The organism is Sinomonas soli (genome assembly GCF_054782415.1).
This window is the reverse complement of record NZ_BAAGSN010000003.1, coordinates 420,566-434,330: the sequence shown is the minus strand read 5'-3', so window position 1 is coordinate 434,330 and position 13,765 is coordinate 420,566. Positions and strand designations below refer to the sequence as shown.

The window sequence follows — 13,765 nt, the reverse complement described above, 5'->3', positions numbered from 1 at the left end:
GCCGTCACGGCGACTGCTGGCTCTTCGAGAGTCGTGTCCAAAATGCGTCCAATCCTTCGGTGACCCGGGCCACGTCGTCGGGCGTGCCCATGAGTTCGAATCGGTAGAGGTGGGGGACATGGCACTTGGCGGCGACGATGTCTCCCGCCGCACAGTAGTTGTCCCCGAAGTTCGTGTTGCCGGCACTGATGACGCCCCGGATGAGCGACCTGTTGTGCGGGTCGTTGAGGAATCTGATGACCTGCTTGGGCACGGATCCCGCTCCCCCGGTCCCCCCGTACGTCGGAACCACGAGCACAAAGGGAACCGTGGCCCTGAGGGCCGCATCACCCTGGTGCAGCGGGATCCGCGCGGCCTCCAGGCCGAGCTTGTCGATGAACCGGCGCGTGTTGCCCGAGACGGAGGAGAAGTAGATGAGTCGCGCCGACGTGGGGCGGGATCCGGCATCCGAACCCGTTGCCCCGGCGTCGGCCGCGGCGAGGACCTGGGAGGTCATCTCAGCGCACTCCCTCGTTGGGACGGTGGAGTCGGGGCGTGCCCGACGCCGTGGGTCAGGCCACCGAGGCTGCCGAGCTGCCCTCGGCGATCGCCGCGATCTTGTCCGGGCGGAAGCCGGACCAGTGGTCGGCGTCCGTGACGACGACGGGCGCCTGCATGTACCCCATGGCCTTGAGGCGCTCGAGGGCCTCCGGGTCCTGGGTGACATCGACGCTCTGGTAGGCGATGCCCTTCTTGTCGAGGGCACGGTAGGTCGCGTTGCACTGCACGCAGGCCGGCTTCGTGTAGACCGTGACGTTCATGAATCCTTACCCCATTCTCCAAAGCTTCCCCAGCCGAGGCGTTCGCCGCTGCCGCACCGACGGCCGCCCTGACAGCCCTGTGATCCAGTCCTGCGCACCTCGGTGCCCTCGATACTACATGTAGTGCACCCCGCTGCCGAGGACCCCAAGATGTTGTCTTACAAGTATGTCATTCCTCACCCCGTGAGTCCACAGCCGACCCACATTTAATGCACCGCCGGATGCCCGTATTCCCGCCCTTCAGGGCCCTGCGTCCACAGGCTGTGGATGCCCGGTTCCCACACCCGCGCACAGGTGCGTGTCGCCCATCTCACGGCGTGTCGCGGTGTGTCGTAGGCTGGGCGGGTCGCGGCCGGAAGGAGACGACGTGGTCAACCCTGTGCACCTGACGACCCTCATCGAAGTGGTCCGCCTCGGCTCGTTCGCCTCGGCCGCCGCCCAGCTGGGGTACACGCCGTCGGCCGTGTCGCAGCAGATGGCGGCGCTCGAGCGCGAGACCGGCGTCGAGCTCTTCCGCCGCACGCCGCGCAGCATCGTCCCCACCGAGGCCGCCCTCGTGATGATCCGCCACGCCGAGAAGGTCCTCACGGACATCGACGCGCTCAAGGCCGCGACGGCCCGGGCCGCCGACGCGGCCGGGCGGGAGCTCCGGCTCGGCATCTTCCCGAGCCTCGCGACCTACGTGCTGCCCCGCGTCCTCAGCGGCGAGCGGTGGCGCCGGCTCGGGCTCGACCTGCACGTGTCCGTGGCCGAGCCCGGGGACACCATCCGCAGGCTCGCCTCGGGCGGGGGGCTCGATGTGGTCCTCGTCTACCAGGTGGGCCAGAGCGGCCTCGCCTGGCCGCACACCGCTGAGCGCCTCTGGATCGGCGACGACCCGTTCCACGTGGTCCTGCCGCAGTCCTGGGGCATCGCGGAGGGCGCCCGGGTCACCGCGGACCAGCTGGGCGGGATGCCGTGGATCGTCCACCACCCGGGGACGTCCGACGCGACCGTGATCGACCGGCTCTTCGCCGGCTGCGGCCTCGCCCCGCGGGTGGTGGCCTACAGCGACGACTTCAACGCGAGCCTCGGGCTGGCCTCGGCCGGACTGGGCGCGGCCCTGGTGCCCGAGCTCGCGCTCCAGGCCACCCCCGAGGGGGTCGTGCTCGTCGACGTGCCGGAGATCCGGCTTGCACGGAACATCTTCGCCCTCCGCCCGCACGCCGCCGCGGACTCCGCCACCCGGCTCTTCCTCGACCTCGTGGCCGAGCAGCTCGCGGCGCTGCCTGTGCGCACCGCGCGGACCGGGCGCGGACCGGCGGACCGGTAGCGTGTCCGGCATGGCCCGCGCGTTCATCGGCACCTCCGGCTGGCGGTACGCCAGCTGGCGCGGCGACTTCTACCCGAAGGGCCTGCGGCAGGCGGACGAGCTCGCCTACCTCGCCGGCCAGCTGACCTCCGCCGAGCTCAACGGCTCCTTCTACTCCCTCCAGCGGCCCTCCTCCTACGAGGCGTGGAAGGCCGCCGTCCCGGAGGGGTTCGTGTTCGCGGTCAAGGGCAGCCGCTACATCACCCACATGCTCCAGCTGCGCGGCGCCGAGACCGCGCTAGCGAACTTCCTCGCCTCAGGTGTCCTCGCCCTCGGCGACACCCTCGGCCCGGTCCTGTGGCAGCTCCCGGCGAGGATGGCGTTCGACGCCGGGCGCCTGGCCGAGTTCTTCGACCTCCTTCCGCGCACCACGGCGGACGCGGCGGCCCTCGCCGCCCGCCACGACGCCAAGGTCCCCGATGACAGGGCCCTGGTCGAGGCCGCCGCGGACCGGCCGATCCTGCACGCCGTAGAGCCCCGCCACGAGAGCTTCGCCGGCACCGAGGCGCGGGAGCTCTTCGCGCGGGAGGGCATCTGCATGGTCGCCTCCGACAGCGCCGGGACGTGGCCGGAGGTCGACGCGGACACCTCCGGGATCCGGTACGCCCGGCTGCACGGCGAGAGCCGCCTCTACGGGGGCGGCTACTCGGACGCCTCGCTGGACCGGTGGGCCGGGCGCGTCCGGGACTGGCTCGCCGCCGGCCGCGACGCGTACGTCTACTTCGACAACGACGCCGACGGGCGGGCCCCGCACGACGCGGCGGCGCTGCTCGCGCGGCTCGCCTAGGGACGCTGGCCTGCCGCGCCGGTACGGGCTTATCGTTCTGTCATGGAGACGGCAGTGAGCCAGCACTTCGGTGAGATCGCCCTCGCGCCCAGCGCCGGGAGGGCTGTGGCCGGCAGGTTCACCCTCGACGGCGTCCCCGTCGAGCTCGACCTCAACATCACCGCCCAGGACCGGCTGGACGAGGCGGCGCTGCACAAGGTCGACTACCGCCTCCGCTTCCTCCCCGAGCTCGTCGAGTCCGTCCGGGAGCTCATCGGCCAGCAGCTCGAGGACGAGGACAGCGCCGCGGAGCAGTACCGGCGGTTCCACTGCCAGAACGTGGACGACGGCGAGGTCCGGTCCGTCTTCGGCGTGGACCGCGCCCAGGACATCACGGACGAGGTGTTCCTCAAGGCCCTCCGGGTCGCCCATGTGGGCATCTACCCCGCGCAGCCTGAGCGGTACTTCGTGCTCGACTTCACCCTCGGCGAGCACTTCACGGACGAGGTGCTCGTGGCCGCGGCGGACGCCGACGGCGTGGTCGACGACGAGGTGCTCTGGGACTGAGTCCCGCCCGGCACGGCTGCGGGGCCCCCGGCGCGACGGGGGCCCCGCAGCGTGTCACCGCACTCAGACGGCCGAGGACACGTCCGCGAGCGCGGCCCGGGCCACCTTCGCCGCCGCCACGAGGTTCCGCAGCGAGGCCTCGGTCTCCTCGTAGCCGCGCGTCTTGAGCCCGCAGTCCGGGTTGACCCACAGCTGCCGGGCGGGGACGTGCTCGACGGCCCGGGCCAGCAGCTCCTCGATCTCCTCCTGGCCGGGCACGCGGGGCGAGTGGATGTCGTAGACGCCCGGGCCCACGCCTCGGCCGAATCCGTGCGCCTCGAGGTCGGTGACGACCTCCATGCGGGAGCGGGCGGCCTCGATCGAGGTCACGTCGGCGTCGAGGCCGTCGATCGCGTCGATGATGACGCCGAACTCCGAGTAGCACAGGTGCGTGTGGACCTGGGTCGCGTCGCCGGCGCCGCCCGTGGCGAGCCGGAACGCCTTGACCGACCAGTCCAGGTACGCAGGGCGGTCGGCGGCGCGCAGGGGCAGGAGCTCCCGGAGGGCTGGCTCGTCGACCTGGATGATGCGGATGCCGGCGTCCTCGAGGTCGGCGATCTCGTCGCGGAGGGCTAGGGCCACCTGGTTGGCGGTCTCCGCGAGCGGCTGGTCGTCGCGCACGAACGACCACGCGAGGATCGTGACGGGGCCTGTGAGCATGCCCTTGACGGGCTTGTCCGTGAGGGACTGGGCGTAGGCGGCCCATGGGACGGTGATGGGCGCGGCGCTGTCCGCGTCGCCCCAGAGGATCGACGGGCCGGCCTGCCGGGAGACGTCGCCCCACAGGATGGAGGGGCGCGTGCAGCGGGAGCCGTAGGACTGCACCCAGCCGTGGACCGTCACATCGAACCCGTCGAGGTGCTCTGCGAAGTACTGGACCATGTCGTTGCGCTCGGGCTCGCCGTGGACGAGCACATCGAAGCCGAGCTCCTCCTGCAGGGCGATGACCCGGGCGATCTCGTCCTTCATGAGCCGCTCGTACTCGGCCTCGTCGATCGCGCCCTTGGTCAGGCGGGCGCGCGCGCTGCGGACCTCGGCGGTCTGCGGGAAGGAGCCGATGGTCGTGGTGGGCAGCGGGGGCAGGTCGAGTACGGCCTCCTGGGCCTGGGCGCGGACGCCGTACACGGAGCGGGAGAAGTCCTCGGCGGTGAGGGCCGCGGTGCGCTCGCGGACCTCCGGCCGGCGTACGCCCGGCGCCTCGGCGCGGGTGGCGAGGATCCGCGAGGAGTCCGCCAGGGCCGCGTCCTGGGAGCCCGGCGCGGCGAGGTGGCCGGCGAGCGTCACGACCTCGCGCACCTTCTGGTCGGCGAAGGCCAGCCAGCTGCGCAGCTGCGGGTCGAGCTGGGTCTCCTCCTCGGCGTCGTGCGGGACGTGGAAGGTCGAGGTGGACGTCGCGACGGCGACCTCGAAGCCGTGGCGCGCGCCGGCCTCGCGGAGGGCGTCGAGCGTGGCGGCGGATGCGGCGAGGTCGTTGCGCCAGATGTTGTGGCCGTCCACGACCCCGGCCACGACGGTCTTGCCGGCGAACTGCCCGAGGTCTGCGGGCAGCCGGCCCTTGAACAGGTCCAGCGCCACCGCCTCGGCACCCGTCGCCGCCACGGCGGCGGCCTGCTCGCCGAGGCTTCCGTACGGGGCGGAGAGGAGGATCGCCGGGCGCCCGGACCCGGCGGCCGGCGCCGTGAGGACGGCGTAGGCGCGCTCGACGGCGGCGCTCACCTCGGCGGGCGAGGTGCCGCCGGGGAGGTCGAGGTCGGCCACCAGGGCAGGCTCGTCGAGCTGGACCCACGGGGCGCCCGCGGCGGCGAGCTTCTCGAGGAGCTCGGCGTAGACCGGGAGGATGTCCTCGAGGCGGGACAGCGGCGCGAAGCCGGCCGGCGCGCCGTCGGACGCCTTCGACAGCGCGAGGAAGGTGACGGGCCCGACGAGGTAGGGCCGGGTGACGGTCCCGTGCGCCCGGGCGAGCGAAAACTCCTCGACGATGCGCTCCGAGGAGAGCGAGAACTCGGTCTCGGGGCCGATCTCGGGCACGAGGTAGTGGTAGTTGGTGTCGAACCACTTGGTCATCTCCAGCGGCTGCTGCTCGGCGGTGCCGCGGGCGAGCGTGAAGTAGGCGTCAAGACCGAGGCGGCCGTCGCCGTCGTGCAGCGCCCCGAAGCGCGCGGGGACCGCGCCGAGGGCGACGAGCGTGTCGAGGACCTGGTCGTAGAAGGAGAAGGTGCCGGGGACGGCGGCGGTGCCGGTCAGGCCGAGCTCGGCGAGGCGGTCCACGGTGGCGAGCCGGAGCGCCTCGGCCGAGGCCTCGAGCTCTGCCAGGGAGCTGGTGCCGGCCCAGTAGGCCTCGACGGCCCTCTTGAGCTCGCGGCGGCGGCCGATGCGCGGGTAGCCGAGGACGGTGGCAGACGGGAACTGGGCAGGGGTGTGCTGGGCAGTCATGGTGGAGTCCTTGGTGGTGGAGAGGTCAGGGGGTCAGACGGCGGCCCGGTGGCGGGCCGCGAGCAGCGGCCGGCGCGGCCGCGGGAGGTCGAGCCGGGCGAGGACGTCCAGCGCCGCGCCGTGCTCGTTGAACGTGTAGAGGTGCAGGCCCGGGGCGCCGGCGGCGAGCGCGGCCTCGGCCAGGCGGACGCTGGCCTCGGTGCCGATCCTGCGGACGGCCGCCGCATCGCCGCCGGCGGCACGGAGCCTGTCGACGAGGGCGGGGTCTGGGGCGACGCCGGAGAGCTGGGCGAGCTTCTCGACGCGGCGCAGGCTCGTGAAGGGCATGATCCCCGGGATGATGGGAATCGTCACGCCCGCCCGCCGTGCACGGTGCACGAGCGAGGCGTACTGCTCGGCGCGGAAGAAGACCTGCGTGATGGCGAAGTCCGCCCCCGAGCGCTGCTTGGCCAGGAGGACCTCGATGTCGTGGACCTCGCTGGGCGATTCCGGGTGGCGCGTAGGATACGCTGCCACCCCGATGGCGACCTTGCCGGCCGCGAACTGGGCGCACCGGCGGCCCTCGGCCCGTCGGATCAGCTCGATGAGGTCCTGGGCGTGGCCCAGCGCACCGCGCGGAAGGGCGCCGTCCCGCGGGGCGTCCCCCCGCAGGGCGAGGATCCCGCGCACGCCGCGGTCCAGGAGCTCGTTGACGACGCCGGTGAGCTCCTCGGGCGTCCCGCCGACGCACGTGAGGTGGGCCAGCGGGCGCAGCGTGGTCTCGAGCTGGAGGCGGTCCACGAGGTCGAGGGCGGTGTCGTGGTTGGACCCGCTCGCCCCGTACGTCACTGAGACATAGTCGGGATCGGTGGCCTCGAGCTCGCGGATGGTGGTCCACAGGGTCTGCGAGGCCGCCGGGCTGCGCGGCGGGAACAGCTCGTAGGAGAGGGCGATGGGCGCCGGGGCTGCTGCGCCGGGTACGTCGATGAGGGTCGGTGGTGACATCTGCATCCTTGGGTGTCCGGTCTGCACTGGCGCGCCGGAGCACGGCGCATCGCCAGGGCAGTGTTCTTCAGGGATCGCAGGGAAGGTCCGTTCCTGGCGCGCCGCCGCGGCTGGCGCTGTACGACCAGGACTGGTCCCTGCGGCAAATGTCAGGCCCACACGGGGGCACCCACATCCCCGCTGAGGGGGATCGCTGACACGTTGCACGAGCAACTTGCCTACGAGCCTAGAAAGGCGGGCGCGGGTCCATCAAGCCCCCGCCGGAATGTGTCCTGCAGTGACGGAATGTGACTGCTACCAGGGCCTGTCGACCGGGGCAGACGGCGGGCTGTCGAGGTAGTCGTTGCGCTGCTGGCCGTCCGAGCGCTGCTGCTGCCCGGCCTGCGACTTGCGCTCGAGGTTCCTCAGCCGCTGGTCCTGGGGCGTCTGGCCCTGCCCGGGCGACGGCGGCGCCGAGGGCGCGGGCGTCTGGCCCTGCTGGCCGGGGGTGCCCTGCTGCCCGGGCTGGCCCTGCTGGCTTGGGGTTCCGGCCGGCTGGCTGGAGGGGCCAGGGGTGCCCTGCTTACCCTGCAGCCGGTCCTTGGCCTCGCCGAGCCTCTGGCCCTGCTGCTGCTGGTTCTGCGGGCTGTTCTGCTGGAAGCAGCCCTGCGGGGCGGCCTCGGCCACGGCTTCCCCGTCGCGGTAGAGCACCCCCGCCTTCGCGGTGTCGCCCGCGTCCCGTGCCGCGTCCCCGAGCTTCTCGATGGTCAGCACCAGGTTGACCCGCACCGTGCACTCGTCGTCGGGCCCCGTCCGGCGCAGCGCCTCCTCGAACTCCGCGCGGGCCCGCGTCCAGTCCCCCGCGAGGACGGCGGCGTCGCCGGCGGCGAAGTGGGACTTGTGCGTCTCGACGACGTCGAGGAACCCCATGCCCGCCGCGCCGGAGGCGACGCCGGCGGCGTCCTTGCCGTCGAAGGCCACGATGGCTTCCTGGGCGTAGGCGTTCATGCCCAGCAGCTTGGCGGCCGCCAGCAGGGCGACCAGGACGAAGGGCAGGCCGCCCAGGAGCAGCCGGGACCGGCGCCGCAGCCGCGCAGCGCGCCGGTCTGGGCTCTCCTCCGCAGGACCCGGTCCGGTCCGGGGCGGCCGCCCCAGCAGCGCCGTCATCCCGGCCTCCGCACCGGCAGGACCTCCAGCAGCGCACGGCCTGACCGGACGACCTCGGCCAGGGTGAGCCCGAACGCCGCCAGGGCGAAGATCCAGTAGAGCTCTAACCGGCCGAACAGCCCCGACTCCGCGGTGGGCCTCAGGGTCCCGGGCTGCGCCTGGACGAGGGCCGCATCCACGGCGTCCCCGGGGCCGCGGTGCACGTAGGGGACCCCGAGCTGGCCCGCGAGCCCGCGCAGGGCGTCCTCGTCGATCCGGCTCACGGCGTCCGCGCCGGTGGTCGGGTCGAGCAGGTACGGCTGCTCGCCCTGCGCATCCGGCGCGTTCTCCCGCATCCGGCCGCCGGAGGCCGTGCCGTACCCGAGCACCGCTCCCCCGCTGACGAGGCCGCGGTCGATCCCCATCGGGGCCGGCGCGCCTGCGCTCGTCTGCTCCCCGTCGCCCAGGTAGAACACCACGCGCTGGCGCTCCGGGGCGTCATGGGCCGATGCCTCGAGCCGCTGCCGCAGGGCGTCGGCGCCCGCGGTGATGCTCGAGCCCTGCGAGTAGAGGTAGTAGGCGGGGCGCATGGTCTCGGCGGTCGTCTCGAGGGCGGAGGTGTCCGCGCTCAGGGGCATCCTGACGCTGCCCTTGGTATCGAACGTGATGACGGCGAACTTGGCCCCCGCGAGGCGCTCGGCGATGGCCGCCATGTCCGCGCGCATGCCCTCGAGGCGGGGCCTGCCGCCGTAGTCCTCCGCGGCGGAGCTCGTGGTGAGGTCGACGACGAAGAACACGTTCACATCGCTTGCCGCGCCCTGCGCCTCGGCGCCGGGAATGCCCGGCCGCCACACGGCCGCGACGAGGAACACGGCCAGCAGGCACCGGAGGATCCACGGCACGCGCGGTCGCCCCGCGGCCAGGGCGCGCCAGGCGGCCCAGCCCACCACGCCGAGGACGAGGACGCTGGCCGCGAGCGCGGCCCACCAGGGGATCACGGGCAGCACCGTCATGTCCGCGCCCTCCACAGCCCCAGGGCGAGCACCAGGCCCGCGGCGAGGGCGATGCCCAGGGGCACCTCCGGCTTGTCGGCGACGAGTCCGCGGGCCGCGGCCTTCGTGGCGGTCGCCTCGCTCGCCTGGATCTGGGCGATGATGCTGCGCGCTGCGGTGGTGCTCCGCAGCGGGAAGTAGGTCCCGCCGGTGGACTCGGCCGCGGTGCGCAGGCCGAGGGTCTCCTGGGTGGGGGTGGTGCTGCCGAAGTCCGCGGGGTTGAGGGCGTAGACCTTGACCTGGCTCGAGGTCGCCAAGTCGGCCGCCTGCTGCAGCGTGAAGATCGGCCGTCCGGCGAGGTAGTTGTCCGTCGAGAGGATGACCGAGCGGGAGCGCTTCTCGGTGCCGAGGCGCGGGAAGTTCATCACGCACGCGGCCAGGCCGTCGCCGATCAGGGACGTGCCGCGCCCCTCGGAGGTGCCCTCGAAGAAGGACGGGTCGCCGCCGCGCCGGTCGAAGGCGGTCTGGGCCCGGCCCAGCTGCTCCTCGATGTAGGAGTAGTCGTCGGTGAGGGGGAAGACCTGGACGCCGCTGCCGTCGAAGATCGTCATGCCGATCCGCTCGCCGTGGAAGTCCCGGACCATGGAGGCGAAGACGTCCACGATCGCCGAGTCGGCCCGGCTCATCGACCCCGAGGTGTCCAGGCACAGGATGATGTCGCGGCTGCGCTGCTCGGGCCGCTGGGAGGAGGCGAGGATCGGCCGGGCGGCGGCGACGAGGAGAGCCCCCGCGAGGACGAGGGCGGCGCCGACGACGACGGCGAGCCAGATCCGCTGCCTCCGCACGAGCCGCCGGTAGCTCGGCAGGGAGGCGAGCCGGTCGCCGTGGGCGACCGGAACGGCGTCGTCCGTGCCCTTCCGCCTCCTCAGCACCACGGCGGCGGCGCCGAGGAGGGCCAGCACCCCCGGCACCAGGAGCCACGCGTAGTTCAGGTCCACGAGCCCACCACCGTCCGGGCGGCGGCCAGGGCGGCCTCGGCATCCGGCTCCCCCGGGGCGGAGAACTCGCCCGGGTAGAAGCGCTCGACGGCGGCGGCCACCGCCGGGACCGGCTGACGGCGCAGTTCCTCGAGAGTCATGCGGGAGGCCCCGACGCCGGTGACCTCCTGCACGAATCCGCGGACGATCCGCGAGAGCTCCTGGGCGGCGGTGCGGGAGCCGATCTCCCCGGCCTCGAGCAGTTCGGCGATCTCCTCGATCCTGCCGAGGTACACCCGGCGGAGGCCCGGCGAGGCGTGGAAACGCGGGATGGACGCGTCCGCCACGGGCCGGGGCGGACGGGTGCTGACCACGGCGTAGCCGACCCAGCCGGCCGCGGCGGCCGCGAGCGCCAGGCCCAGGAAGAGCCAGAAGCCCGAGTAGGCGAGGGGCCCGTAGAACGGGGTGTCAGCGGGCACGGCGGTGCCTTTCCAGGAGCCGGAAGATGCCCGGGAGGACCTCGTCGACGGAGCCGAGGCGTCCCTCGACGATGCCGAGGCGGTTCAGGATCCGCTCGCGGCGCTCGGTGCGCTCGGCCATGAGGCGCCCGTACTCGCGGACCACCTCCGCCTCGGCGGCGAGCCGGCCGAGGAGCAGCGCGCCGCCGTCGACGTCGTAGCTCCGCCGTGGTGCGGCGGCGCCGACGAGTTCGGCGTCCAGGACGGTGATCCAGAGGATCTCGTGCTGGACGGCGAGGCGGGCCAGGAGCGCCTCGTCCTCGTCGTCCAGGACTGCTTCGTCGGCGACGACGACGAGGAGGCCCCGGCGCCGGATGGTGCGGGCGACCTGGGCGAGCTGGGCCGTGAGGTCGCTGCGGGACGCGGAGGAGCCGGCGGAGGACTCGAGCCGGCGCAGGATCTGCTCGAGGTGGGCCTGGCCCGTGCGCGGCGGGTGGGCCGCGGTGGCCGAGGAGTCCCCGGCGACGAGGGCCAGCTGGTCCCCGTGCCGGTACGCGAGGTAGCCCATGACGCCGAGGGCCATGAGCATGATCTCGCGCTTGGGCTCCCCGCTGCGGGACACCGCCGCCATGCCCCGCCCGGTGTCCGCCACGAGGACGACCGTCTGCTTGCGGACGGCCGCGTACCTCCGCACGAGGGGGGACCCGAGGCGGGCGGACGCCTTCCAGTCGATGTCGCGGATCTCGTCGCCGGGCGTGTAGGCGCGCAGGTCGTCGAAGTCGAGGCTGCGGCCGCGGAACACCGCACCGTATTCGCCGTCGAGCATCGTCCGCGCCCGGCGGTGGGCGAAGATGAACATCTTCGAGGCGACCTTCGCCACGAGGCTGGCGCGCATGGGGGCGCCCTAAGGGGTCTGCACGGCGGCGACGAGGGCGTCGATGACGGTCTCCACGGGCACGTGGTCCGCGGCGGCCTCGAAGCCGAGGATGACCCGGTGGCGCAGCACCCGGTGCGCGAGCGACTTGACGTCCTCGGGGACCACGTAGTCGCGCCCGGACAGGAGGGCCGCAGCCCGCGCCGCGGCGGCGAAGGCGATCGAGGCGCGGGGGCTCGCGCCGAACTCGATGTAGCCCGCCAGGCGCGGGTCGATGTACTGGTCTGCGTGCCGGGTCACGTACGTCAGCCCTACGATGTAGCGCACGATGGCGGGGTCGAGGTACACCCGGCGGGCCGCGGTCTGGAGCCCCTCCACCTCGCCGAGGTCCGCTGCTGGCCCGGTCGAGGCGTCCGCGGCGTAGACGCCCCGGTCGATCCGGTGCAGGACTTCGGCCTCCTCCTCGGGCGTCGGGTAGTCGAGCACATCCTTGAGCATGAACCGGTCCATCTGCGCCTCGGGGAGCTGGTAGGTGCCCTCCTGCTCGATGGGGTTCTGGGTGGCGAGCACGAGGAACGGCTCCGGGAGCCGGTGGACCTCGCCGCCGATGCTGGTCTGACGCTCCTGCATCGCCTCGAGCATGGCGCTCTGCGTCTTCGCGCTCGACCGGTTGATCTCGTCGAGGAGCACGATGTTGGCGTGCACGGGGCCGAGCTGGGTGGTGAAGCTCGCGTCGCGTGCGTCGTAGACCTGCGTGCCCACGATGTCGCTCGGCAGGAGGTCGGGGGTGCACTGGATGCGCCGGAAGGAGCCCCGGATCGAGTCCGCGAGCGTCGAGGCGGCGGTCGTCTTGGCGAGCCCGGGAACCGATTCGAGCAGCACGTGGCCCCCGGTGAGGAGGCCGATGAGCAGGGTCTGCCGCAGGCGGTCCTGGCCGACCACCTTCGCTTCGAACTGGCGGGAGACGGCGGCGATGACCCGCGCTGCCTCTCCGAGCTCGCTGGCGCTCAGCGACGGTGCCGGCGGCCCCCCGTCGACGTGCTGGAGCATGGCGTCCCCCTCCTGTGCCCGCACCGCCTGGGCGCCTGCGCCGGCGGCTTGGTGCCCATGCTACCCGCCGAGCAGGAGCCGCTCTGCCCTCGGCGCGAGCGCACGCTCCAGCACGAGGCACGCGGCCCCCACGGCGCCGACGTCCTCGCCCAGCCCGGTCCCCGCGATCTCGACCCGGTAGATCCCACGGGCCGCCAGGAGTCCGTTGACCATGTCGGGCAGCACCTCGAGGCAGAAATCGGCCACCGGCGCCCAGAAGGGCCCGCCGAAGACCATCCTGTCGACGTCGAGGAGGTTGCCGACGACGGCGGCGGCCCACGCGAGTTTCCGCGCGGCCGCGCTCAGGATCGCGACGGCGTGCTCGTCGCCCCTGCCGGCGAGACCGCTCAGGTGCGCGAAGGCCTCCTGGAAGTCCTCGGCCGTGGGCTCGTCGCCGAGCGGGAAGAGCACCCCAGCCTCGATGGCCTCGCCGACGAGCCGCACCGGCTCGAGCACGGTGGCGATCGTCCCGCGCATCCCGCACCCGTCGAAGCACTCCGGGCCGTCCGGGTCCACCATGATGTGCCCGATCTCGCCGGCGTTGCCCGAGCTGCCCCGGTAGACCTCGCCGCCGAGGACGAGGCCGCAGCCGAGCCCGGTTCCCAGGTAGAAGAAGGCGAAGCTGTCCGCCCCGCCGGGTGCCCCGGCCCAAGTCTCCGCGACGGCGGCGCCGGTGACGTCCTTGTCCATGATGGCCGGCAGGCCGGTGGCCTCCTGGACCATCGCCTGCAGGGGGACGTCGACCCAGCCGCGCAGCAGCGGCGGACCGACCACGGCGCCGCGGTCCAGGTCGATCGGCCCGGGTGCTGCCACGCCGACGCCGGCCACGAGCTCGCGGGCGATGCCGGAGCGCCCGAGGAGCCCCTCGACTGACCGGGCGATCGCGGCGACGACCTCGTCCGGTTCGTGGCTGCGGGGGGTCACGAACATCTCCTTCTCCACGATCCGCCCCACGAGATCGAGGAGCACTACGGTGACCAGGCTCGGATCGAGGTGCACCCCGAGGGCGTACATGCCCTGCGGGTTGAGCCTGAGGATCGTGCGCGGCTTGCCCGGCCCGGAGCCCTCCTTCCCGGCCTCGACAATGAGCTTCTGGTCCAGGAGGCGGCGCGAGATGTTGGAGATGGTCTGCGGCGACAGGCCGACGATCTGGGCGAGCTCGACCCGGCTGAGGCCGGACTCGGAGCGGCGGATGGCGTCGAGGATCACGGTGAGGTTGAAGTCGCCCATGCGGGGCAAATTGGTCCCACGTCGGGCGGCTGACTGGCGGGTCTCCGTCACTGGGTCCTCTCGGCAGAATCACGGACGAG

The 13,765-nt window shown here is 73.1% G+C and carries 14 protein-coding genes; 3 read left to right on the top strand and 11 right to left on the bottom strand.

Going from position 1 to position 13,765, the window contains the following annotated elements; all coding sequences use genetic code 11:
• Window positions 1-4 precede the first annotated feature (4 nt).
• Together nrdI and nrdH are read right to left on the bottom strand one after the other, a co-directional pair.
• Entirely contained in the window at window positions 5-496 is a 492-nt protein-coding gene (gene nrdI / locus ACYVKZ_RS03225) for a class Ib ribonucleoside-diphosphate reductase assembly flavoprotein NrdI (RefSeq protein ID WP_460990542.1), read from the bottom strand.
• A gap of 55 nt (window positions 497-551) precedes the next feature.
• Window positions 552-800: a glutaredoxin-like protein NrdH gene (nrdH, locus tag ACYVKZ_RS03220; protein ID WP_307008019.1), complete on the bottom strand. Its 249-nt coding sequence runs from the start codon at window positions 798-800 to the stop codon at window positions 552-554.
• A gap of 367 nt (window positions 801-1,167) precedes the next feature.
• On the opposite strand from nrdH, the gene ACYVKZ_RS03215 reads away from it, so the two are divergent.
• Genes ACYVKZ_RS03215 through ACYVKZ_RS03205 form a run of 3 tightly spaced genes read left to right on the top strand, consistent with a single transcriptional unit; the run spans window position 1,168 to window position 3,484 of the window.
• Window positions 1,168-2,112, top strand: a complete 945-nt coding sequence (locus tag ACYVKZ_RS03215) for a LysR family transcriptional regulator (protein ID WP_460990541.1) — start codon at window positions 1,168-1,170, stop codon at window positions 2,110-2,112.
• 10 nt (window positions 2,113-2,122) lie between these two features.
• A complete protein-coding gene (locus tag ACYVKZ_RS03210) occupies window positions 2,123-2,938 on the top strand; it encodes a DUF72 domain-containing protein (RefSeq protein ID WP_460990539.1) in 816 nt (271 codons plus the stop codon).
• Between the two features lie 42 nt (window positions 2,939-2,980).
• Window positions 2,981-3,484, top strand: coding sequence for a DUF2004 domain-containing protein (locus tag ACYVKZ_RS03205; RefSeq protein WP_460990538.1), 504 nt, complete (start codon window positions 2,981-2,983; stop codon window positions 3,482-3,484).
• A gap of 63 nt (window positions 3,485-3,547) precedes the next feature.
• On the opposite strand, the gene metE is transcribed toward ACYVKZ_RS03205, so the two are convergent.
• The 9 genes from metE to ACYVKZ_RS03160 form a co-directional block, all read right to left on the bottom strand.
• Complete coding sequence (gene metE, locus ACYVKZ_RS03200; RefSeq protein ID WP_460990537.1) at window positions 3,548-5,956, bottom strand: 5-methyltetrahydropteroyltriglutamate--homocysteine S-methyltransferase; 2,409 nt, start codon at window positions 5,954-5,956, stop codon at window positions 3,548-3,550.
• A gap of 33 nt (window positions 5,957-5,989) precedes the next feature.
• On the bottom strand, window positions 5,990-6,940 hold the full coding sequence (locus ACYVKZ_RS03195) for a methylenetetrahydrofolate reductase (RefSeq protein WP_460990536.1): 951 nt from the start codon (window positions 6,938-6,940) through the stop codon (window positions 5,990-5,992).
• A gap of 294 nt (window positions 6,941-7,234) precedes the next feature.
• Window positions 7,235-8,086: a hypothetical protein gene (locus ACYVKZ_RS03190; RefSeq protein ID WP_460990535.1), complete on the bottom strand. Its 852-nt coding sequence runs from the start codon at window positions 8,084-8,086 to the stop codon at window positions 7,235-7,237.
• On the bottom strand, window positions 8,083-9,078 hold the full coding sequence (locus ACYVKZ_RS03185; RefSeq protein ID WP_460990534.1) for a VWA domain-containing protein: 996 nt from the start codon (window positions 9,076-9,078) through the stop codon (window positions 8,083-8,085). The genes ACYVKZ_RS03190 and ACYVKZ_RS03185 overlap by 4 nt, the downstream gene beginning before the upstream one ends.
• Window positions 9,075-10,055, bottom strand: coding sequence for a vWA domain-containing protein (locus ACYVKZ_RS03180; protein WP_460990533.1), 981 nt, complete (start codon window positions 10,053-10,055; stop codon window positions 9,075-9,077). The genes ACYVKZ_RS03185 and ACYVKZ_RS03180 overlap by 4 nt, the downstream gene beginning before the upstream one ends.
• On the bottom strand, window positions 10,046-10,513 hold the full coding sequence (locus ACYVKZ_RS03175; RefSeq protein WP_460990532.1) for a hypothetical protein: 468 nt from the start codon (window positions 10,511-10,513) through the stop codon (window positions 10,046-10,048). Before ACYVKZ_RS03175 ends, ACYVKZ_RS03180 begins: the two co-directional genes overlap by 10 nt.
• Window positions 10,503-11,387, bottom strand: coding sequence for a DUF58 domain-containing protein (locus tag ACYVKZ_RS03170; RefSeq protein WP_460990531.1), 885 nt, complete (start codon window positions 11,385-11,387; stop codon window positions 10,503-10,505). The genes ACYVKZ_RS03175 and ACYVKZ_RS03170 overlap by 11 nt, the downstream gene beginning before the upstream one ends.
• Before the next feature lie 9 nt (window positions 11,388-11,396).
• Window positions 11,397-12,416: an AAA family ATPase gene (locus ACYVKZ_RS03165; RefSeq protein ID WP_460990530.1), complete on the bottom strand. Its 1,020-nt coding sequence runs from the start codon at window positions 12,414-12,416 to the stop codon at window positions 11,397-11,399.
• A 60-nt stretch (window positions 12,417-12,476) separates the two neighbouring features.
• Complete coding sequence (locus tag ACYVKZ_RS03160; RefSeq protein ID WP_460990529.1) at window positions 12,477-13,685, bottom strand: ROK family transcriptional regulator; 1,209 nt, start codon at window positions 13,683-13,685, stop codon at window positions 12,477-12,479.
• Between the last annotated feature and the right edge of the window lie 80 nt (window positions 13,686-13,765).